The sequence below is a fragment of the Reella acinonychis genome (assembly GCF_052384575.1).
GTDB lineage: Bacteria > Pseudomonadota > Gammaproteobacteria > Enterobacterales > Pasteurellaceae > JBQSUQ01.
This window is the reverse complement of sequence record NZ_JBQSUQ010000017.1, coordinates 72,582-92,117: the sequence shown is the minus strand read 5'-3', so window position 1 is coordinate 92,117 and position 19,536 is coordinate 72,582. Positions and strand designations below refer to the sequence as shown.

General features: G+C 40.2%; 17 protein-coding genes and 1 other RNA gene. 6 read left to right on the top strand and 12 right to left on the bottom strand.

Annotated features, from left to right (window positions below; translation table 11 throughout):
• Positions 1-22: 22 nt before the first annotated feature.
• The gene (locus ACT2CV_RS08905) at positions 23-1,681 is read right to left on the bottom strand and encodes a putative transporter (RefSeq protein ID WP_464973459.1); all 1,659 of its coding nucleotides are present in this window, start codon (positions 1,679-1,681) and stop codon (positions 23-25) included.
• Between the two features lie 171 nt (positions 1,682-1,852).
• Between ACT2CV_RS08905 and ACT2CV_RS08900 the strand changes: the two genes are divergently transcribed.
• Both ACT2CV_RS08900 and lpxH read left to right on the top strand, forming a co-directional pair.
• Positions 1,853-3,637, top strand: a complete 1,785-nt coding sequence (locus ACT2CV_RS08900) for an ABC transporter ATP-binding protein/permease (protein WP_464973458.1) — start codon at positions 1,853-1,855, stop codon at positions 3,635-3,637.
• 8 nt (positions 3,638-3,645) lie between these two features.
• Positions 3,646-4,377, top strand: coding sequence for a UDP-2,3-diacylglucosamine diphosphatase (gene lpxH, locus ACT2CV_RS08895; protein ID WP_464973457.1), 732 nt, complete (start codon positions 3,646-3,648; stop codon positions 4,375-4,377).
• Here lpxH and napF read toward each other — a convergent pair.
• The 5 genes from napF to ACT2CV_RS08870 are packed head-to-tail and all read right to left on the bottom strand — an operon-like array spanning position 4,364 to position 9,477.
• Positions 4,364-4,885 carry a ferredoxin-type protein NapF gene (gene napF / locus ACT2CV_RS08890; RefSeq protein WP_464973456.1) on the bottom strand — a complete coding sequence of 174 codons (522 nt, stop codon included), beginning with the start codon at positions 4,883-4,885 and terminating at the stop codon, positions 4,364-4,366. The two genes, lpxH and napF, sit on opposite strands and share 14 nt — an antisense overlap.
• Positions 4,886-4,908: 23 nt before the next feature.
• Complete coding sequence (dmsD, locus tag ACT2CV_RS08885) at positions 4,909-5,517, bottom strand: Tat proofreading chaperone DmsD (protein WP_464973455.1); 609 nt, start codon at positions 5,515-5,517, stop codon at positions 4,909-4,911.
• 58 nt (positions 5,518-5,575) lie between these two features.
• Positions 5,576-6,424 carry a dimethyl sulfoxide reductase anchor subunit family protein gene (locus ACT2CV_RS08880; protein ID WP_464973454.1) on the bottom strand — a complete coding sequence of 283 codons (849 nt, stop codon included), beginning with the start codon at positions 6,422-6,424 and terminating at the stop codon, positions 5,576-5,578.
• 1 nt (position 6,425) lies between these two features.
• The gene (locus ACT2CV_RS08875; protein ID WP_464973453.1) at positions 6,426-7,043 is read right to left on the bottom strand and encodes a DMSO/selenate family reductase complex B subunit; all 618 of its coding nucleotides are present in this window, start codon (positions 7,041-7,043) and stop codon (positions 6,426-6,428) included.
• Positions 7,044-7,053: 10 nt separating this feature from the next.
• Positions 7,054-9,477 (bottom strand): DMSO/selenate family reductase complex A subunit, encoded by a 2,424-nt coding sequence (locus ACT2CV_RS08870; protein ID WP_464973452.1) that lies wholly within the window; start codon positions 9,475-9,477, stop codon positions 7,054-7,056.
• Positions 9,478-9,778: 301 nt separating this feature from the next.
• Here ACT2CV_RS08870 and rnr point away from each other — a divergent pair, with 301 nt between their 5' ends.
• Together rnr and rlmB are read left to right on the top strand one after the other, a co-directional pair.
• On the top strand, positions 9,779-12,160 hold the full coding sequence (gene rnr, locus ACT2CV_RS08865; RefSeq protein ID WP_464973451.1) for a ribonuclease R: 2,382 nt from the start codon (positions 9,779-9,781) through the stop codon (positions 12,158-12,160).
• Positions 12,161-12,179: 19 nt separating this feature from the next.
• Positions 12,180-12,920, top strand: coding sequence for a 23S rRNA (guanosine(2251)-2'-O)-methyltransferase RlmB (gene rlmB / locus ACT2CV_RS08860; protein WP_464973450.1), 741 nt, complete (start codon positions 12,180-12,182; stop codon positions 12,918-12,920).
• On the opposite strand, the gene ACT2CV_RS08855 is transcribed toward rlmB, so the two are convergent.
• The 3 genes from ACT2CV_RS08855 to ACT2CV_RS08845 all read right to left on the bottom strand — a co-directional run bounded on the left by ACT2CV_RS08855 (position 12,909) and on the right by ACT2CV_RS08845 (position 14,097).
• Entirely contained in the window at positions 12,909-13,487 is a 579-nt protein-coding gene (locus tag ACT2CV_RS08855; protein WP_464973449.1) for a 5-formyltetrahydrofolate cyclo-ligase, read from the bottom strand. The two genes, rlmB and ACT2CV_RS08855, sit on opposite strands and share 12 nt — an antisense overlap.
• 24 nt (positions 13,488-13,511) lie before the next feature.
• Positions 13,512-13,697, bottom strand: a non-coding RNA gene (gene ssrS / locus ACT2CV_RS08850) — 6S RNA.
• Between the two features lie 76 nt (positions 13,698-13,773).
• Entirely contained in the window at positions 13,774-14,097 is a 324-nt protein-coding gene (locus ACT2CV_RS08845; RefSeq protein ID WP_464973448.1) for a cell division protein ZapA, read from the bottom strand.
• Between the two features lie 104 nt (positions 14,098-14,201).
• On the opposite strand from ACT2CV_RS08845, the gene ACT2CV_RS08840 reads away from it, so the two are divergent.
• Together ACT2CV_RS08840 and pepP are read left to right on the top strand one after the other, a co-directional pair.
• Complete coding sequence (locus ACT2CV_RS08840) at positions 14,202-14,744, top strand: YecA/YgfB family protein (protein ID WP_464973447.1); 543 nt, start codon at positions 14,202-14,204, stop codon at positions 14,742-14,744.
• Positions 14,745-14,756: 12 nt separating this feature from the next.
• Positions 14,757-16,088, top strand: coding sequence for a Xaa-Pro aminopeptidase (gene pepP / locus ACT2CV_RS08835; protein ID WP_464973446.1), 1,332 nt, complete (start codon positions 14,757-14,759; stop codon positions 16,086-16,088).
• A gap of 37 nt (positions 16,089-16,125) precedes the next feature.
• On the opposite strand, the gene glyS is transcribed toward pepP, so the two are convergent.
• From glyS to ACT2CV_RS08820, 3 genes are all read right to left on the bottom strand, one after another.
• Entirely contained in the window at positions 16,126-18,192 is a 2,067-nt protein-coding gene (gene glyS / locus ACT2CV_RS08830; protein ID WP_464973445.1) for a glycine--tRNA ligase subunit beta, read from the bottom strand.
• 25 nt (positions 18,193-18,217) lie between these two features.
• Positions 18,218-18,904 carry a hypothetical protein gene (locus ACT2CV_RS08825; protein WP_464973444.1) on the bottom strand — a complete coding sequence of 229 codons (687 nt, stop codon included), beginning with the start codon at positions 18,902-18,904 and terminating at the stop codon, positions 18,218-18,220.
• Positions 18,905-19,005: 101 nt separating this feature from the next.
• A complete protein-coding gene (locus ACT2CV_RS08820) occupies positions 19,006-19,467 on the bottom strand; it encodes a hypothetical protein (RefSeq protein ID WP_464973443.1) in 462 nt (153 codons plus the stop codon).
• Positions 19,468-19,536: the final 69 nt, after the last annotated feature.

Here is a 19,536-nt window from a genome sequence, read left to right as displayed (position 1 = left end):
GCGGTTAAATTTAACTGAATTTTTAGCCTATGGTCCACAACAAAATGGCGAGTAGTTGCGGCGAAATAATCCTTAAGAACATGGTTAAAGGATACACTGTCGCATAAGCCAATGGAGAAGCCCCACTATCCTCTTTAATCGCATTTGCAAAGGCTAAGGCTGGGGGATCAGTCATAGAACCGGCGAGTAAACCACATAAAGAAAGATAGTTCATCTTCGCGTACATGCGGGCGATAATACCGACCACCATCAATGGAATAAAAGTAATTAAAATACCGTATCCCATCCATTCTAAACCATTTCCGTTGACTAAGGTTTCAACGAAATTGCCACCAGATTTTAACCCCACAACAGAAAGGAAAAGGACAATACCAATTTCACGCAAAGCTAAGTTAGCACTTGGTGGCATGAACCAATAAAGTTTGCCGATAGAACCAATACGCGCCAAAATTAATGCCACCACTAATGGACCACCAGCTAGACCTAATTTTAATGGTACAGGGAAACCAGGGATATGGAACGGAATAGAGCCTAATAACACCCCTAAGCCAATACCAATAAAGACAGGCAGCATCTGCACTTGTTGTAATTTCGATTGCATATTGCCTAGCACAGAAATCACTTTATCCATAACCTCTGCACTACCAACAACATGAACAACGTCCCCGAATTGTAAAGTCGTACTTGCAGTTGGTACCAATTCCACCCCCGCACGATTTAAACGAGAAATCACTACGCCATATTTTTGGTGGAAGGCTAAAGTGCGGATACTTTTACCTAATACTTTTTCGTTGGTAATTACCACACGTTCCGAACGCAAGTTGCCTTTAATCGTTGACGGTTCAACATTGACAGCTTCACCAATTACCAAACGGACCTTATTCAATGCAGTTTGTTCACCAATTAAATGAAGTAAATCACCCAAATAAATTTCCGTATCGCCTTTAGGTACGCTGATATTTTCGCCACGAATTAAACGGGTACAAAGTACATCGCCTGTTTCAAAACCAGGAATCTCTTTCAGTTCAATGCCGTCTAAATTAGGGTTGTTTACGCGTAAGTCAATTTTTTGTAAGGTTTCTTTGTCTTTACCACTTTTCTTATTAAAGTTCGCTGCTTCATCATCCACTTTTACTTTAAAAAATAAACGGATTAGCCACATACTTAATAAAATACCGCAAATACCAAAAGGATAAGCCACCGCATAAGACATACCCATGGTTTCGGTAATATTTTTCATACCGAGTTCAGACAGAATTTGTTGCCCTGCACCTAAAGATGGCGTATTGGTTACTGCACCAGAATACACACCTAAAATTACATCAAGAGGCACATCGCCCATTTTATAAATTAAAACGACGATTAAAGCGGCAAGAAATACATTTAATGCGGCAAACGCATTAAGTTTTAACCCTGACTGACGCAAAGAAGCAAAGAAACCCGGGCCGACCTGAATACCAATAGTATATACAAACAAAATCAAACCGAATTCTTGCACAAAATGAAGTGTATGTTTATCAAGATGCAAACCATTTTGATGCGTAAAATGAGCAACTATGATCCCCCCAAATAATACACCGCCAATGCCAAGACCGACGCCCTTGATCTTCCAATGCCCAATCCACAGGCCAACGACAGCCACCAAGGACAAAATCCCTATGGTGATGGCTATTTCAGACATAAAGCCTCCTTAAAAAGATAAAATTTAACCGATATAAATTATAATCCAAGCAATATAACTGAAAATAGTTAATATAATAAAGTTTGATTTTCATCACATTTTTTCTTGCTTAATTACAGTATTTACTGAAAAATAATTAAAAGTTTTAATAAAAAATTAACTGAATGAATTATGAATTATGCACAAGAGCTGTTGACCTCATTTATTTGGATCTTAAAAACCCTCGCAATAACTGCGGTATTATTCACCGCAGTTGTTTGGTTTTTAGTTAAAACAACCAAATGGGGCGAACAATTTTGGTTCCTCGCTAAAGGTTACATTTCACCAAAACAGAGTTTGAAACCACTGCTTTATTTTGTCGTTATCGTGTTTTTTAATTTACTCGCCGTTCGCTTAGATATTCTTTTCTCTGAATGGTACAAAGCCATGTATGACGCATTGCAGAATATGCATGAAAATATTTTCTGGGTGCAAATGGTGGTCTTTTCAATTTTAGCTACAATACATATTAGTAATGCATTGCTCACTTATTATTTAAGCCAACGTTTTACTATTCAATGGCGTACGTGGCTCAATGAAAATATGGTGGATAAATGGCTACAACATCAAGCTTATTACAAAACCCAATATGTGTATAATCAATTAGATAACCCAGACCAACGTATTCAACAAGATGTGCAATCCTATGTGAGTGCGTCCTTAAGTTTTGCTACTGGTGTGATTTCTTCGGTGGTATCCATTGTGGCTTTCACCCAAATCTTATGGAAACTAGCAGGCCCTATGACTATCGGATCTGTAACCATTCCACATGCGATGGTCTTTTTAGTCTTTATTTACGTGTTAATCACCAGTATTTTTGCCTTCCGCATTGGTCGTCCATTAATCAAATTAAACTTCGCCAACGAAAGATTAAACGCGAACTATCGTTATTCCTTAATTCGTATCAAAGAATATGCGGAAAGCATTGCTTTCTTCCGCGGCGAAAAAATGGAACGTTCAGGTCTAATGAAACAATTTGATCAAGTGATTGATAATGTATGGAAAATGGTCCATATGACATTGAAATTATCGGGTTTTAACTTAATCATGACCCAAATTTCAGTGGTCTTTCCATTTATTATTCAAGCAAGTCGTTTCTTCAGCAAACAAATTCAGCTAGGGGATTTAATTCAAACTGCACAGGCTTTTGGACGCGTACAAAACGCACTCTCTTATTTCCGTAATGCCTATGATGAATTTGCTAGCTATCGTGCGGTTTTAGATCGTTTAACTGGCTTTCATAGTGCCATTGAACAAGCCACACCAAGCCCTCAACTTTCATTACAATCGCATCAAAGTGCGGTGCAATTTAAGCAAGTTTCTATTTGTAAACCAACAGGTGAACTCCTCATTCGCAATCTCAATTTAAACTTACCACAGGGTAGTTCCTTGTTGATCAAAGGCCCTTCAGGATCGGGCAAAACGACCTTATTGCGCACAGCTGCAGGCTTGTGGTCTTATGCACAAGGGGAAATTGAGCGTCCACAACAGAATGCACTCTTTTTACCGCAAAAACCTTATCTGCCTCAAGGGCGTTTAATTGACGCCTTATTCTATCCAGAACTGGCACCACAGGATTTAGATTTGCAGCAAGCAGCTGAAACTATGCGTTTAGTGCAATTAGGTCATCTCAGTGATAAATTAGAGCAAGAAAATGACTGGACAAGAGTGCTTTCTTTAGGCGAACAGCAACGCTTGGCTTTTGCACGCTTGTTGATTATTCAACCACAAGTGGCGTTTTTAGATGAAGCGACAGCAAGCATGGATGAAGGTTTAGAGGATGCGATGTATCGCTTGCTCAAACAAAAATTACCGAATACAACGATTATTAGTGTGGGACATCGTTCTACATTAAACGTACACCACCAACAACAATTGCTGATCGACCCTAGCACACAAACTTGGCAATTACAGTAAAGGATATTATGGCTAAAACCCTATTCATCGCCGATTTACACCTCAGTGAAAATCGCCCAGATTTAACCGCACTTTTTGTGGATTTTATCCAACATATTGCGCCACAAGCAGAGCGTTTATATATTCTTGGCGATTTATTTGATTTTTGGATCGGCGATGATGAAGATTCCGTACTTGTTCGCCTTGTGAAAGAGCTAATTCATCAAATCACTGCACAGGGAATTCCTTGTTACTTTATTTGTGGTAACCGTGATTTTTTATTAGGTCAACAATTTGCCCAAAGCTGTGGTTTGCAATTATTAAATGATTATGAAGTAATTGATTTATATGGTACGCCAACCTTAATTTGCCATGGCGACACCCTTTGCATCGATGATCATAAATATCAACAATATCGCCGCAAAGTGCATCAAAAATGGCGACAATGGCTATTTCTACATTTGCCATTAAAAGTGCGGTTAAAAATCGCACAGAACATTCGCAATAAAAGTCGTGCAGACAAAAAACACAAACCGCAACAAATTATGGACGTAAATCCTGATTTCACCTTGCAAACCATGCAAAAATTTGGCGTAACACGTTTAATTCATGGGCATACTCATCGACAAAATATTCATCAAATGGCACCGCACTTTGAGCGGATCGTGCTAGGCGATTGGGGGGAAACGTCCTCGATTTTACAAGTGGATGAACAGGGTTACCAATTTTTGAATTTATCTCTCTCGCCTAATTTAAATTAAGCTGAATCGCAGAGGCAAAACAAGCCAATCGACATTCACCGCAACCGTTACATAATTCTGAGTTGACCAACAATGTTGGCGAAATCGCTTGTTGTGGGCAGGCTTGCTGACAATCGGTACAAACTTGTTGGCTGTGTTGTACACAGTTTGAAGTGAAAACAGGGCGCTGTTCAGTATCAGCCTTAAAGGAAGGATGTAAAGCATAGCGAGTGCAGCTTTTGGCACAATCGCCACATAGCGTACAGCTAGCATAAGACAAATCCAATATCGCCTTATTTTGTTCTATTTGAATTAAGCCGAGATCGCAAGCCTTTACACAATCACCACAGCCATCACAAGCTGTTAGAAACAGATTTTCTTCCGCAGCAAAAGGTGGACGTATGGCTGTACGCAATTGCGTTTTTTGCAATGCTTTTTCCGTACTGCCCAACAAGCCTCGAAATAACCCTCGCCTTGAAATCTGGTGATGGGATAAATAAGCTTGATAATAGCGTTCATCTTTTTGCATAACCATGCCCTTGGCAAAAACGATTAAAAATATAACCGCACTTTTTCCGTTTTCACGCCTAAATATTGCTGCCAACCTTGCAATGTCAATTGCGTAAGCTGAGCAATGCCTTGATAAAACAAGGACTGTTGCTGATTCGCCATTAATTCTAAATAGCGTTCAACCCAAGTCATAAGGTGCTTTTGCATAAATTCAGCAAGCAAATCTGGCTGATTTTCAGCGAGGTAAGCAGCAAACATCAGCATTAAACCAATATGATCTTCTGGCTCATTATTATCTGAAGTAAAGCTCAATTGATGTTGTTGTAAGAACTGGCGCAATTCAATAAGTGATTCACCAAATACAACACTTTCAGGATCTAAATACACCGATCCCCAAGGCGGCGCGATTAAATTATTGGGACCAATAAACAAGGCTTGATATTCTGCTTCAATTTCAGGAGAATGGATACCATGAGCGATCTTTTCAATGATCTCCCCTGAAACTTCCGTTTCCCAATCTTGTTGCCAATCAGCTTGTTGGAAAAATTGGAAAATTGGTGAAAGTTGTGTTGAAGAAGGTTCATAATAAAATAGCGCGCCAAGCAAACGCCCTGAAGTTGAAATCCAATCGTAAGACGGCTGATTTGTCATAATTACTACTCGAATGAAAAGGGCGTATAGAATACGCCCAAACAATTAAATCATGCGGTTATGCACCAATGGCTGTACCGGCGGTCATATGTAAAGCATAGAATAAACTACGACCGATAAATTCAGCACCAAAAATCAATAATACTGCAAGCACTTTGCTGATAGCACCTGTTGGTTTGCGTAATGCCCAAAATAATAACGCAACACCAAGACCAATGCAAAGCACGCGGATCGCAGTTAATACCGCAAAATCTGGTACTAAAGCGTTGGCTTTTTGCGCAGAAGTAATGATGTGACCGAAACTAAAACCTTGGTAAATCGCAACAACAGCAGCTAATAATAAGCCAATTCCCACCGCAGTTGGCACCCATTTTAAAATTCTCGCATCAGGGCGATCACTTTGTAACAACGCATAGCCTAAAGCAAAACCCGCAATAACCACTGTTAAATAGAAGTTCCAAGAGGTAAATACCGTATTCCAGGTTGGCACTGTGGCGATATGATAGGTTTGGTTCATAAAGAACATAAAGGCTAAGCCAACAAGTGCGGTTAAAATTAACCATAAATTACCCAATGCTTTTGGCATTTTCCCTGTAATTGCAATTAACCAATACAAACCTGCTAAAGCGAAAAATAAGGCACCAGAAGCAATTTCATTACTCATCATGGACTCGCCAATACGATTAAGGGAATTAAACGCTCGTAACGGTGAACCTAAATGGGTAATTGACGCCACAAATGCAACACCTTGCAATAGCAGTAAAACAAACATGGCTTTGTGTACATAAGCACGATAGTGCTTATCTTGTGCCGAACATAATGTGAGGGTAAAGAGTAAAAATGCCCCCACAACAGATTGGCTTAATACGGTAAAAATGATTAGGGGTAATTCGTGTAATCCGTTCATTTTACACCTCTCTTGGATTAGCTAAGAAACCAGACGTATCACCACTTGGGCGCGCATTTTTATTTGCTTTTACCACTAAATTTGGTTGCGTTAAATCTGCAGGCGGTAAAGGTGCAATTGCTGCTTCATTACCATATTTAGCACGTAATTCAGCAATAGGTGCAAAATCTAACGCACGTAAAGGACATGCATCCACACAAATTGGTTTTTTGCCCTCTTTGACGCGAGAATAGCAACCATCGCATTTGGTCATATGCCCTTTTGCCGCGTCATATTGTGGCGCATCATAAGGGCAGGCCATGTGGCAATAGCGACAACCAATACAGGTTTCTTCATTCACAATCACGAAACCATCTGCATTTTTGTGCATTGCCCCTGTTGGACAAACTTTAGCACAAGCAGGATCATCACAATGGTTACAAGAAATCGACATGTAATAAGCGAATACATTTTGGTTCCAGCAACCTTGCTTATCTTGAATCCAATTACCACCGCTATATTCATAAATACGACGGAAATTGACTTCGGTGCCTAAATCTTTGTAATCTTTACAGGCTAATTCGCAAGTTTTACAGCCTGTGCAGCGTTCTGAATCAAAATAAAAACCATATTGTTCCATAACTCACTCCTTAGACTCTTTCAACTTGAACTAAATTAGAATGTTGTGGGTTACCCTTCGCTAAAGGCGATGGACGTTGCGTTGTCAATACATTCACACAGCCTGAATGATCAATACCTTGGCTATCAGGTGCATACCAAGCCCCTTCACTTAATGCCACCACACCAGGAATAATTCGAGGGGTCACTTTGGCATTAATGCGTACTTCACCACGATCATTAAAGATACGGATCACATCACCATTTTTAATTCCCCTGCTTTCTGCATCAATCGGGTTGATCCATACCTCTTGTGGATTTGCCGCTTTGATTACATCCACATTGCCATAAGTTGAGTGAGTACGCGCTTTATAATGGAAACCCGTCATTTGTAACGGATATTTTTCCATTAATTTATCGCCATAATGTTCAAAGCTATCTACATGAATTGGCAACGGATGAATGACTTCGTCTTCTTTTAATTCCCAACTTTTCGCAATATCTGCAAGACGTGAGGAATAAATTTCAATTTTGCCTGATGGTGTTTTTAATGGATGTGCTTCTGGGTCATTACGGAAATCTTTATAAGCCACATAGAAACCATTTGGATCCACTTTCTTGAACATACCCTGTTCTCTGAACTCTTCAAAAGTTGGCAATTCAGGCAATTTTTCACGAGATAATTGATATAGATGACGCAACCATTCTTCTTGAGTACGACCTTCAGTAAATTGATCTTTCACGTCCATTTTTTCTGCAAGTGCGGTCATCATGTCGTAAATTGTGCGACATTCAAATGAAGGCGTAATAACCTGATCAGCAAAAATAATGTAGTTCATATTGGCCACATAAGCGTCCATACAGAAATCCATTTGCTCTGAAGCTGTACAATCAGGCAATAAAATATCACTGTATTTTGCAGTCGCCGTCATATGATTATCGATGGTAACAATCAATTCACATTGGCTTTCATCCTGTAGGATTTGATGAGTACGATTAATATCAGAATGCTGATTAATCAAACAGTTACTTGCATAATTCCAAATCACTTTGATTGGCGCAGTTAATTTTTCCACACCACGAATACCATCAGTTAATGCTGTCATTTCATGAGCGCGGAAAATTGCATCTGTCCATAAAAACATTGGAATGCTTGCTTTAACAGGGTTCGTTAAGGTTGGCATGCGTACAAATGGAATTTTGTAAGCACTTTCTCTTGCCCCTGTGTTACCACCATGAATACCCACATTGCCTGTTAAAATTGGTAACATCGCAATGGCACGAGAAATTAATTCACCATTACTACGGCGTTGCGGTCCCCAACCTTGCGAGATAAATGCCGGTTTGGTAGTTCCAATTTCACGCGCTAACTTAATAATACGATCGGCTGGAATACCGGTAATTTTCGCCGCCCATTCTGGTGTTTTAGCAATACCATCATCGCCTTGACCTAAAATATAAGCTTTGTAATGTCCATTTTTCGGCGCGTCTGCTGGTAAAGTTTTCTCATCATAACCCACGCAATATTTGTCCAAGAATGGCTGATCTACTAAATTCTCCGTAATCATCACATAAGCTAATGCTGAAACAAGCGCTGCATCTGTACCTGGTCGAATTGGGATCCATTCATCCTCACGACCCGCTCCGGTATCTGTATATCTTGGATCAATAATAATTAATTTCGCATTGGATTTTTCACGTGCTTGCTCAATACAATAGGTTAAACCACCGCCACTCATACGGGTTTCTGCTGGGTTATTACCGAAAAGTACGACCAATTTACTGTTTTCAATATCAGCCATACCATTACCCAATGCCCAGCCACCACCATAGGTGTAATCTAAGCCCACCGCAATTTGTGCAGTACTATAATCACCGTAATGATTTAAATAGCCACCCAAACAGTTCATAAAACGAGCAATCAAGGTCGCACCCGGTGGCCACGATTTTGTCATGGTACCGCCTAAAGTCCCTGTACCATAGTTCAAATAAATGGACTCATTACCATATTTCTTGATATTTTTACGTAATGAAGCGGCAATTTCCGTTAATGCCTCATCCCAACTGATGCGTTTAAATTTACCCTCTCCACGCTTACCAATACGCTTCATTGGATATTTCAAACGATCTGGATTGTACACACGACGACGCATTGAACGACCACGTAAACAGGCGCGTACCTGATGATCCACATTATAGGTATCAGTCCCTGTATTATCCGTTTCCACATAAGTAATTTTGTTATCTTTCACATGCATTCTTAACGGACAACGGCTACCGCAGTTTACGGTACAAGCACTCCAAACTACTTTTTCATCAGAAAGATCCACCGCACTTTTTTCTGCTGAAGCTTTAAAAGGCAGTGAAATATTTGTCGCAGCTACTGCTGCCCCAATAGAAGTCTTTTTCAGTAAAGATCTTCTTGTTAAGCTAGGATTCATAATTGATTTCTCCATCACTTCCCCCACTGGTTAGACCATAAAATAAAAAATATCTTATTTAAGCATTTACAATATTGAAACATCATGAGCTAGATCAATTTTCCAAAGGATAAAAAGAAGTTTTTTTCAAAAATGTGATTGAAATCAAATTGATAACTGATAATAATTAGCATTTATCAAATTTTGTATAATAAAACTACAATTCATATTATGATAAACAGCATGATTAACAATGCGAAAACACATTCTTTTCTTGCTTTCCCTACCCCATAGTGTCAAACTGTGCCCAACTTAATTGAAAGGAAATAATCACCTTATGGCACGTAAAAAAACTTCGCCAAAACAGACCGCACTTATCGATGTGCTTCACCTTGATCCCAAATATCAGCAAGAAAAACGCAAATATTCCAACCCAATTCCTAGTCGAGAATTTCTGTTACAAATCATTCGTGAGCATAATGCACCAATGAGACGAGAAGAAATCATCACGACTTTTGGTTTAAAGGGCGAAGATCAATTAGAGGGAATTCGTCGCCGTTTACGAGCCATGGAAAATGATGGTCAGCTCATTTTTACCAAGCGTAAACGCTATGCTTTGCCTGAAAAACTTGATTTATTAAAAGGCACTGTTATTGGTCATCGTGATGGCTATGGTTTTCTTGAATTAGAAGGTACCGTCAATCAAAAAGACTTATTCATTCCCAACGGGCAAATGCAACGCGTTATGCATGGCGATTTTGTGTTAGCACAACTGAGTGGCTTTGATCGAAAAGGTCGCCAAGAAGTGCGTATTGTTCGTGTGTTAGAAAACCGTAAAAAACATCTCGTTGGTCGTTTCTTCTTAGAAAATGGGATCGGCTATGTGGTGCCAGATGACAGCCGTATTGGACGAGATATTTTAATCCCTGATGAACATCGTATGGGCGCAAGAATGGGACAAGTTGTGGTGGTGGAATTAAAAGCACGCACTGCAAGTTTTAGCCAACCAGTTGGCGAAATTGTAGAAATTCTTGGCGATAATATGGCGAAAGGCATGGAAGTGGAAATTGCGTTACGTAATCATGATATTCCACATCAATTTCCAGCAGCAGTAGAAAAAGCCATTAAGAAATTCACAAAAGAAGTGCCAGAACAAGCCAAAATAGGTCGCGTTGATTTACGCGAACTTCCATTGGTAACCATTGACGGAGAAGATGCGCGTGATTTTGATGATGCAGTCTTCTGTCGCAAAGAACAACAAGGCTGGCGCTTGTGGATTGCTATTGCAGATGTGAGCTATTATGTGCGTTTACGTTCTGCATTAGATAATGAAGCACGCAGTCGAGGCAATTCGGTTTATTTCCCAAATCGTGTTGTGCCAATGCTGCCAGAAGTGTTATCCAATGGACTTTGTTCCCTGAATCCACAAGTCGATCGCTTGTGCATGGTGTGCGAAATCGAGATTTCCACTAAAGGTGAAATCAAAGGCTATCAATTCTACGAAGGCGTTATGAATTCGCACGCACGCTTAACCTATAATAAAGTGGCGCAAATTTTACAAGGCGATGAACATCTACGTCAGCGTTATGAATCATTAGTACCACATTTAGAGCAACTTTATGCCTTATACCAAGCATTAAATGACGCACGCCAAGCACGTGGTGCCATTGATTTTGATACCATTGAAAGCAAATTTATTTTCAATGAATTAGGACGAATTGAACGCATTGAACCAGTTGTACGCAATGAAGCGCATAAAATCATTGAAGAATGTATGATTTTAGCTAATATTTGTGCAGCGAATTTTATGGAACGTCATCAGGAGCCCGCACTATTCCGTATTCATGCCAGCCCAAGTGAAGAAAAATTAACTTCATTCCGTACTTTCTTAGCGGAATGTGGCTTATCATTGCGTGGCGGTTTAAAACCAACCACAGCGGACTATGCTGAGTTATTAGCTCAAGTCAAACAGCGTTCTGACCACGAATTAATCCAAACCATGTTATTACGCAGTCTTAGCCAAGCCATTTATCATGCAGATAATATTGGGCATTTTGGTTTAGCGTTAACGGAATATGCACATTTTACTTCACCAATTCGTCGCTACCCTGATTTAACTTTACATCGTTCTATTAAGTATTTGTTAGCAAAAGAAAAAGGTTCAAAACGAAAAACCACCGAAACAGGCGGCTATCACTACCAATTGGATGAAATTGATGAACTGGGTGATCATTGTTCTATGACCGAACGTCGTGCTGATGATGCAACCCGAGAAGTCGCAGACTGGCTCAAATGCGAATTTATGCAAGATCATGTAGGCAGCGAATTTGATGGCATTATTTCTTCCGTTACGGGATTTGGATTATTTGTGCGATTGGACGATTTATTTATCGATGGTTTAGTTCATATTTCCACCTTGGACAATGATTACTACAAATTTGATCCTGCAGGACAACGCCTCATCGGTGAAAATAGTGGTATGCTATATCGCTTGGGCGATAAAGTCAGAATTCGGGTAGAAAATGTCAGCTTAGAGCAACGTCAGGTGGACTTTAGTCTCATATCCAGCGAACGTAAACCTCGTCGTCAAGGGAAAACCGCTAAAACCAAAGCCAAGCAAGCTGAAAAGTCAGCAAAAATTGACCGCACTTTTCACAAAAAGAAAGAAAAAAGTGCGGTGAAAAAAGCCAGTAAAACATCAAAGAAAAAGAGAAATTAGTCGTTAGCAAGGAATAAATATGTCAGAACAAATTTATGGTATTCACGCAGTAAAATCATTTTTAGATCGTAGCCCTGAGCGAATGATTGAAGTATTAGCGTTAAAAGGACGTGAAGATAAGCGTTTACAACCACTATTAAATGAAATCCACGCTATCGGTGTTTCAGTGCAATTTGTCAATCGCCAAACCCTTGATAACAAAGCCAATGGCGAAGTCCATCAAGGTATTATTGCCCGAGTACAAGCTGCAAAAGAACTCAATGAAAACGATCTCGACCAATTGCTACAACGTCAGTCTAATCCTTTATTATTAGTGCTTGATGGCATTACAGATCCCCATAATCTAGGCGCTTGTTTGCGTACAGCAGATGCGGCAGGCGTTGATGCAGTAATCGTGCCTAAAGATAAATCGGCGCAACTCAATTCCACTGCGCGTAAAGTGGCTTGTGGCGCAGCTGAAGTCGTTCCCCTTATTCGTGTCACCAATTTAGCTCGTACATTGCGTGAATTGCAACAAGATTATAATTTATGGGTGGTAGGTACTGCTGGGGAAGCCACAGAAAATCTCTTTGAAGCCAAATTAACAGGTCCAATTGCGTTAGTGATGGGCGCAGAAGGCGATGGTATGCGTCGTTTAACGCGTGAATGTTGCGACCAATTAATTAGTATTCCAATGGCTGGATCGGTTTCTTCTCTTAATGTTTCCGTTGCCACAGGTGTTTGTTTATTTGAAATTGTGCGCCAACGTTTAGGCAAATAAAATTCGAAATAAAGGCATATCCCAACTTTCAATGGGCAGCGCATCAACTTGTTGGCATTGGTGCGCTAAACCAACTGGTACAAAGGATTTTTGTTGCCAATCGGCTAAAGTACGATCATAAAAGCCGCCGCCCATGCCAAGCCGATTGCCTTGCAGATCAAACGCCACCAAAGGCGTAAAAATCATATCCAATTTCGCCAAAGGCAACACATCTTTTACGTTCAACTGCGGTTCAAAAATCCCAAATTTATTTTTCACTAACAGGCTATCTGGTCGATAATGCAAGAACAGCAAGTGCCCTGCACAAAAAGGATGTAACACAGGCAAATAGACTTTTTTACCTAATTGCCATAATGCTTCAATCAAGGATTGGGTCGAAATCTCACCATCAAAGGATAAATACAACGCAATATGTTGGGCTTGGCGTTGTTCAATCAGTGCTAACGCTTGTTGCGTAATACATTCTTCCGCTTGTGCTTGTTCAAGTGCGGTCAAATTTTGCCGAGTTTTACGGATTTGTTGACGTAATTGTTGACGCAATTGTTGGATAGAAAGATTGCTTTGCATAAATAGAAATGGAATGGTTAAGAAAGGAACCCCGAGATGCCGTTGGGGGTGGTCGGTCCTTGAACCCGACGGTTCAAGGGAGTCGGTTTTAGTTATTTTTAGGCTTCTTAGTGAAACTAAGCCTGCACACCAATAACACAGAGAACCAACTCATAAGTATGTAAGTATCGGCTCAGGGACGTAACCCTCTCGCGAACATCTCAGGTAATCTTTGCACTTAATACTAACCTAAATCCATCAGATTGACTAGCGCTAATTGCTCGAAAAAGCGTTAGCCAGATCACATTTATTGGATCTCGTAAGCCGTTTGCTGATTTGTTGGTCGCATTAAGATGTTTTCTAATGAATTTGATAATTGCTGAATCTGATCTTGTAGCACTTTTTCCATCGCATTGTTTTTGTACTTTTCTTGCAACAGTTCGAAACTCAAATTCAATGCCACAATATTTACCGCACGATCCACTTGCACCGTTTGCATGCGCTCTTTCATTTCATTGACACGAAGATCCAATAGACGCGCAGCTTCTCGCAAATCATCATGCTGCTCTTCAGGCACATTCAGTAAAAAAACTTGCCCTAAAAAATTCAATTCAATCTTTTTTAATGCCATTCGTTTCACCATTCATCAAATTTTTCGCTATTATGCCATAGAGAAATATTTTCTGTCATAAATAATCTGTTAGAATTCCTTCATCTTCATTAAAGGAAAAAACAATGCTCAATTACGATACACTTAATCAACAACTTCATCATGCGGGTATCGCCCTATCTGCCACTGAATTACATGGATTTTTAGCCGGCTTAATTTGTGGCGGTTTAGATGATCAAAGCTGGCAGCCTTTACTTTACCAATTCACCAACGATAACCATGCCTATCCAACCGTACTTCTCAACGAAGTCAGTGAAATCTATGCGGAAATTGACCGCACTTTAGCGGATATTGACGGTTTCAATTTTCAATTAATGCTCCCCGAAGACAGCGATGTATTTACCCAAGCGGACAAACTCTGCGAATGGGCAAACCACTTTCTACTCGGCTTAGGATTAGTTCAAACTCAATTAGATAAAGAAAAAGGCGAAGTTGGCGAAGCCATTGATGATTTGCACGACATTTGCCAATTAGGTTATGACGAACAGGACGACAAAGAAGAGCTTGCGGAAGCATTAGAAGAAATCATTGAATATGTGCGTACCATTGCGGCATTATTTTATACGCATTTCCGTCCAGCAAAAGCAGAGAAACCCACAATTCACTAAGGATTAAGCGTTATGGACTTAGCTTATATGGCAAACTTGCCAGCGCAAGAATTTATTGAACGCCGCGAAAAAATGTATCAGCAAATGCAAGATAATTCCGTTGCTGTGATTTTTTCCGCCATCGAACAAACACGCAATAATGATTGCTGCTACCCTTTTCGCCAAGACAGTTATTTTTGGTATCTTACGGGTTTCAATGAACCTAATGCGGCGTTAGTGCTGATTAAAAAAAATGGACAAAATCACACCGCACTTTTTCTGCTTCCTTCCGATCCCTTAATGGAAACTTGGCATGGTCGCCGTTTAGGCATTGAAAAAGCGCCACAAAAATTACAGTTGCAACAAGCAGGCGATATTCAAAAGTTCACTGAAGAATTCAGCAAAATTTTGCCAAATTGCACCGCACTTTATTATGCTAAAACAGTACAGGCTTGGGGCGATGAACTCATTAATCAAACATTAACCCAAACTGATCATTCACTTGAACAATTAGATTGGCGACCAATTTTAGACGAAATGCGTTTATTTAAGTCCGATAATGAAATTCGTCTTATGCAACAAGCAGGGCAAATAACTGCCCTTGCGCATATTAAAGCCATGCAATCAACGCGCCCAAACCGTTTCGAATATGAGATTGAAAGTGAAATTTTGCATGAATTTAACCGCTTTGGTGCAAGATATCCTTCATACAACAGCATTATTGCTGGCGGAGAAAATGCCTGTATTTTGCATTACAATGAAAATGATCAGCCCTTAAAAGACGGCGATTTAGTGCTCATTGATGCAGGTTGCGAATTTGCTATGTACGCAGGCGATATTACCCGCACCTTCCCTGTAAATGGGAAATTTAGTCAAGCACAACGTGATATTTATGAAATTGTATTACAAGCACAAAAACGAGCCATTGAATTACTCGTTCCCGGCAATTCCATTCAACAGGCTAATGATGAAGTGATTCGTATCAAAGTGGAAGGCTTGATTAAACTGGGCATTTTGCAAAGCGATGTTGATGAATTGATTGCTAACAATGCACACCGAGAATTTTATATGCATGGTTTAGGACATTGGCTTGGGCTGGATGTGCATGATGTGGGCAGTTACAGTAACGAGCAACAAAACCCAGACCGAAACTCGAGAAAAAGAGACCGCACTTTACAAGTTGGCATGGTGCTAACCGTTGAACCTGGTCTTTACATTTCAGAAAATGCCAAAGTACCGGAACAGTACAAAGGGATTGGCGTACGAATTGAGGATAATATTTTAATTACTGAGTACGGTAACAAAATCCTCACCTGTGCCGCCCCAAAAGAAATTGAAGATATAGAAAAAATAATGGCGCAATAAAACAAAAAAGGCTTGGATAACCAAGCCTTTTTTCTCATTATTGCAACAACGAAATATCCGCCACTTGCAAGAACAAGTTCTGCAACGCATTCAAAATCGCTAGACGGTTTTGGCGAAGTTTCGGATCGTCCGCATTCACCATTACGTTGTCGAAGAAGTTATCCACAGGCTGACGCAGGCTAGCTAATTTATCCAACACCGCCGTGTAATCGCCGTTGGCAATCAATGGCTGAACGTCTTTTTCCAACGCTAAAACGCTTTCCGCCAAGGATTTCTCCGCAGGTTCCACGCAAGCGGCAAGATCAACGGCACCAATTGCAATGTCCGCTTTAGCTAGAATGTTGCTCACACGTTTGTTCGCTGCCGCCAAGGCTTCCGCTGCATCTAAGCTACGGAAATGCGACACAGCACGCACACGGGCATCGAAATCAGACGGCTTGGTCGGACGACGAGCCAAGACCGCTTGGATCACGTCCACAGCGATTCCTTCGTCTTGATACCACGCACGGAAACGTCCGAGCATAAAGTCCACCACTTCTTCAACCACATTTTTATTAGTGAGTTTCTCGCCAAACAATATGGCAGATTTTTGCACTAAATCGCTCAGATCAAGCGGTAAATTTTTCTCTACGATAATGCGTAACGCACCGAGTGCCGCACGGCGTAGAGCGAACGGATCGGCACTGCCTTTTGGCTGCTGTCCGATACCGAAAATGCCTGTGAGCGTGTCGAATTTATCCGCTAAGGCAACGCTGCTTGCCACCAAGGATTTCGGCAATTCATCGCCGGCAAAACGTGGCATATATTGCTCGTTCAATGCCACAGCCACTTCTTCGTCTTCGCCATCGTGGCGGGCGTAGTGCATTCCCATTACGCCTTGGGTGTCGGTAAATTCAAACACCATATTGGTCATCAAATCGCATTTTGACAGCAAGCCTGCACGTTTAGCTTTGGTCTCACTCGCTCCGATTTGTTTGGCAATTTCGCCAGCCAGTTGCTCAATACGAGCGGTTTTATCACGCAAGGTACCAAGTTGTTGTTGGAATAGCACGGTTTCTAAACGTGGTAATTGATCTTCCAAACGCTGTTTTAAGTCAGTTTTGAAGAAAAATTCCGCATCGGTTAAACGTGGACGAACCACTTTTTCGTTCCCTTCAATGATTTTGCTTGGATCTTCTGGATTGATGTTCGACACAAAAATAAAGTGCGGCAACAATTTGCCGTCTTTATCGTAAATTGGGAAATACTTTTGGTCGCCTTTCATAGTATAAACTAAGGCTTCCGCAGGCACGGCAAGGAAACGCTCTTCAAATTTCGCTGCTAATACATTTGGATATTCAACGAGTGAAGTGACTTCATCAAGTAAATCGTCTTCAATATCGGCAATACCGCCCAATGCGGTGGCTTTTTCTTGCGATTTCGCCAAGATCATTGCACGGCGTTGGTTGAAGTCGGCAATCACAGAGCCTTTTTCCGCTAACAATTGCGGATATTGATCGGCGTGAGTAATCTCAAATTGACGTTCGCCTAAGAAACGATGCCCACGAATGGTGCGACCGCTCTCTACACCTAAAATTTCGCCCGCAATTAACTCATCGCCCAGCAACATCGTCACCGTGTGAACAGGGCGAATAAACTGTACCGTTTTATCTGCCCAACGCATTGGTTTTGGAATAGGCAATTTCGCCAAGGCATTCGCCACAATATCTTTCAGCAAGTTTTTGGTCGGCTGCCCTTCGATCGTTGCACGATGCACCAACCATTCGCCTTTATCCGTCGCAATGCGTTCCGCCTGTTCAACGGAAATGCCACAGCCTTTCGCCCAGCCTTCCGCTGCCTTGGTCGGCTTACCTTCGGCATCAAACGCCGCCGACACCGCAGGCCCACGTTTTTCAACCTGCTTACTCGGCTGGCTCGTCGCTAAGCCCAACACCTTCACCGCCAAACGACGAGGTGCCGCAAACCATTCGACTTTTTCGAACGATAAGCCTGCTTGGTTAAGTTCTAATTCAACATTCTCTGCAAACGCAGTCGCTAATTTTTTGAGTGCCTTCGGTGGCAGCTCTTCAGTGCCGATCTCGGCTAGGAAGTTTTGTGTTGTCATTTTTGTTCTCTATGAATAAATTAATTTATTTTTTGCATCCAAACGCTCGACCAAATATTTCTGGATCTACTCGTTTTACAGTACTATTGGTAATATCGAATAACTTATAACTATAAGTATAAGTTGAGCTTGTATTAGCTTGGGTAGCGCTAGTCCAATGTGTTGAATGGCTAACATCACTTTGTATGATTAGTTGATAATCAACGTTAGCCTTTGGAGTAAAATACATACCAAATCCATATACATCCTCAGGATTATTAAATAATAAATTTATAGTCTTCCCGAATGTTTTGATAAATATAGTATAAGCTTTGTTTGGTTCTAATTTATATTCGTTTGATATATATGTTTTATCTGTGAACTGCACTCCATATTTTTCACTTAAATCTTGTAAAGAAATACTAGGCATTCCAACCGCTTTCTTTTTATTTTCTTCAAAGGGAGCCTTTGACCAGCCAGACCATATAGACCATCCTTCAGTAGTTCTTTTTGGGAATGTATTGTTTATATAAAAAACATTATCTGAAATACTGATACAATCTTTATTAGGTATAATAAATACATCCTTCAAATTTGTTGTTATCTTAAGTCGAGATATATTATTTCCTAATGTATCTGGTAGAACCTTATCTGTACTAAATCTCTCAAATTGGGTACAGGAAGATACTAACACTATAGGCACAATGGCTAAGCTAATCTTAATTAAGTTCATATATTATTCTCCTGAGAAATTTTGTATCTAACCAAGGACCTTGATTTATTTATTAGCAGTCGTTCGTGGACTCCTAGTGGTCTTTTCTCCATAATTAAATTTTATCTTTTAAAACCATTTTCTAAACAAATTTGCTTATTCGTTTTTAATTCAAATGCGAATAATTTATTTGGGTAATCATAATAATACTGATGGCTTTCTTCTAAACCTTTTTCTTGAGCTAATGCGACAGTCCTCAAAGAACAAGTACGATAAATCAAATCTTTTTGCATATTATTCTGAAGAGCACTTTTCTCAATATTATTCAAATTATTCCACCAAATTGACTCAAATGAATACTCATAAATAACTTGATGTTTTCTTGCCTTGACATCTTCAATATATAAATGACCGCCTAATGACATGCGTTTCTTACCATTCATTTCAGCTTTATCTTTTTTCGCTCCATTGATTGCAAGCTGTTCGACCGATAATCCCTCGATTTCTTTAGAAAATTGAGCAACATATTCATCAGGTTGAGCATAACGTTTAGCATATAAAGAACGAATTTCTGTATCACTCATTGAACATGCTGATAACAGAATGCTAATAAATAAAATAGATGAAAATTTCTTCATTTTTGTAGCAAGCCA

Coding starts and splice junctions, on each gene's coding strand:
- ACT2CV_RS08825 (WP_464973444.1), bottom strand. CDS start 18,904: ATGAACTTAATTAAGATTAGCTTAGCCATTGTGCCTATAGTGTTAGTA.
- lpxH (WP_464973457.1), top strand. CDS start 3,646: ATGGCTAAAACCCTATTCATCGCCGATTTACACCTCAGTGAAAATCGC.
- ACT2CV_RS08875 (WP_464973453.1), bottom strand. CDS start 7,043: ATGGAACAATATGGTTTTTATTTTGATTCAGAACGCTGCACAGGCTGT.
- ACT2CV_RS08840 (WP_464973447.1), top strand. CDS start 14,202: ATGCTCAATTACGATACACTTAATCAACAACTTCATCATGCGGGTATC.
- ACT2CV_RS08870 (WP_464973452.1), bottom strand. CDS start 9,477: ATGGAGAAATCAATTATGAATCCTAGCTTAACAAGAAGATCTTTACTG.
- glyS (WP_464973445.1), bottom strand. CDS start 18,192: ATGACAACACAAAACTTCCTAGCCGAGATCGGCACTGAAGAGCTGCCA.
- rnr (WP_464973451.1), top strand. CDS start 9,779: ATGGCACGTAAAAAAACTTCGCCAAAACAGACCGCACTTATCGATGTG.
- ACT2CV_RS08855 (WP_464973449.1), bottom strand. CDS start 13,487: ATGCAAAGCAATCTTTCTATCCAACAATTGCGTCAACAATTACGTCAA.
- ACT2CV_RS08845 (WP_464973448.1), bottom strand. CDS start 14,097: ATGGCATTAAAAAAGATTGAATTGAATTTTTTAGGGCAAGTTTTTTTA.
- dmsD (WP_464973455.1), bottom strand. CDS start 5,517: ATGACAAATCAGCCGTCTTACGATTGGATTTCAACTTCAGGGCGTTTG.
- pepP (WP_464973446.1), top strand. CDS start 14,757: ATGGACTTAGCTTATATGGCAAACTTGCCAGCGCAAGAATTTATTGAA.
- ACT2CV_RS08880 (WP_464973454.1), bottom strand. CDS start 6,424: ATGAACGGATTACACGAATTACCCCTAATCATTTTTACCGTATTAAGC.
- ACT2CV_RS08900 (WP_464973458.1), top strand. CDS start 1,853: ATGAATTATGCACAAGAGCTGTTGACCTCATTTATTTGGATCTTAAAA.
- rlmB (WP_464973450.1), top strand. CDS start 12,180: ATGTCAGAACAAATTTATGGTATTCACGCAGTAAAATCATTTTTAGAT.
- ACT2CV_RS08905 (WP_464973459.1), bottom strand. CDS start 1,681: ATGTCTGAAATAGCCATCACCATAGGGATTTTGTCCTTGGTGGCTGTC.
- napF (WP_464973456.1), bottom strand. CDS start 4,885: ATGCAAAAAGATGAACGCTATTATCAAGCTTATTTATCCCATCACCAG.
- ACT2CV_RS08820 (WP_464973443.1), bottom strand. CDS start 19,467: ATGAGTGATACAGAAATTCGTTCTTTATATGCTAAACGTTATGCTCAA.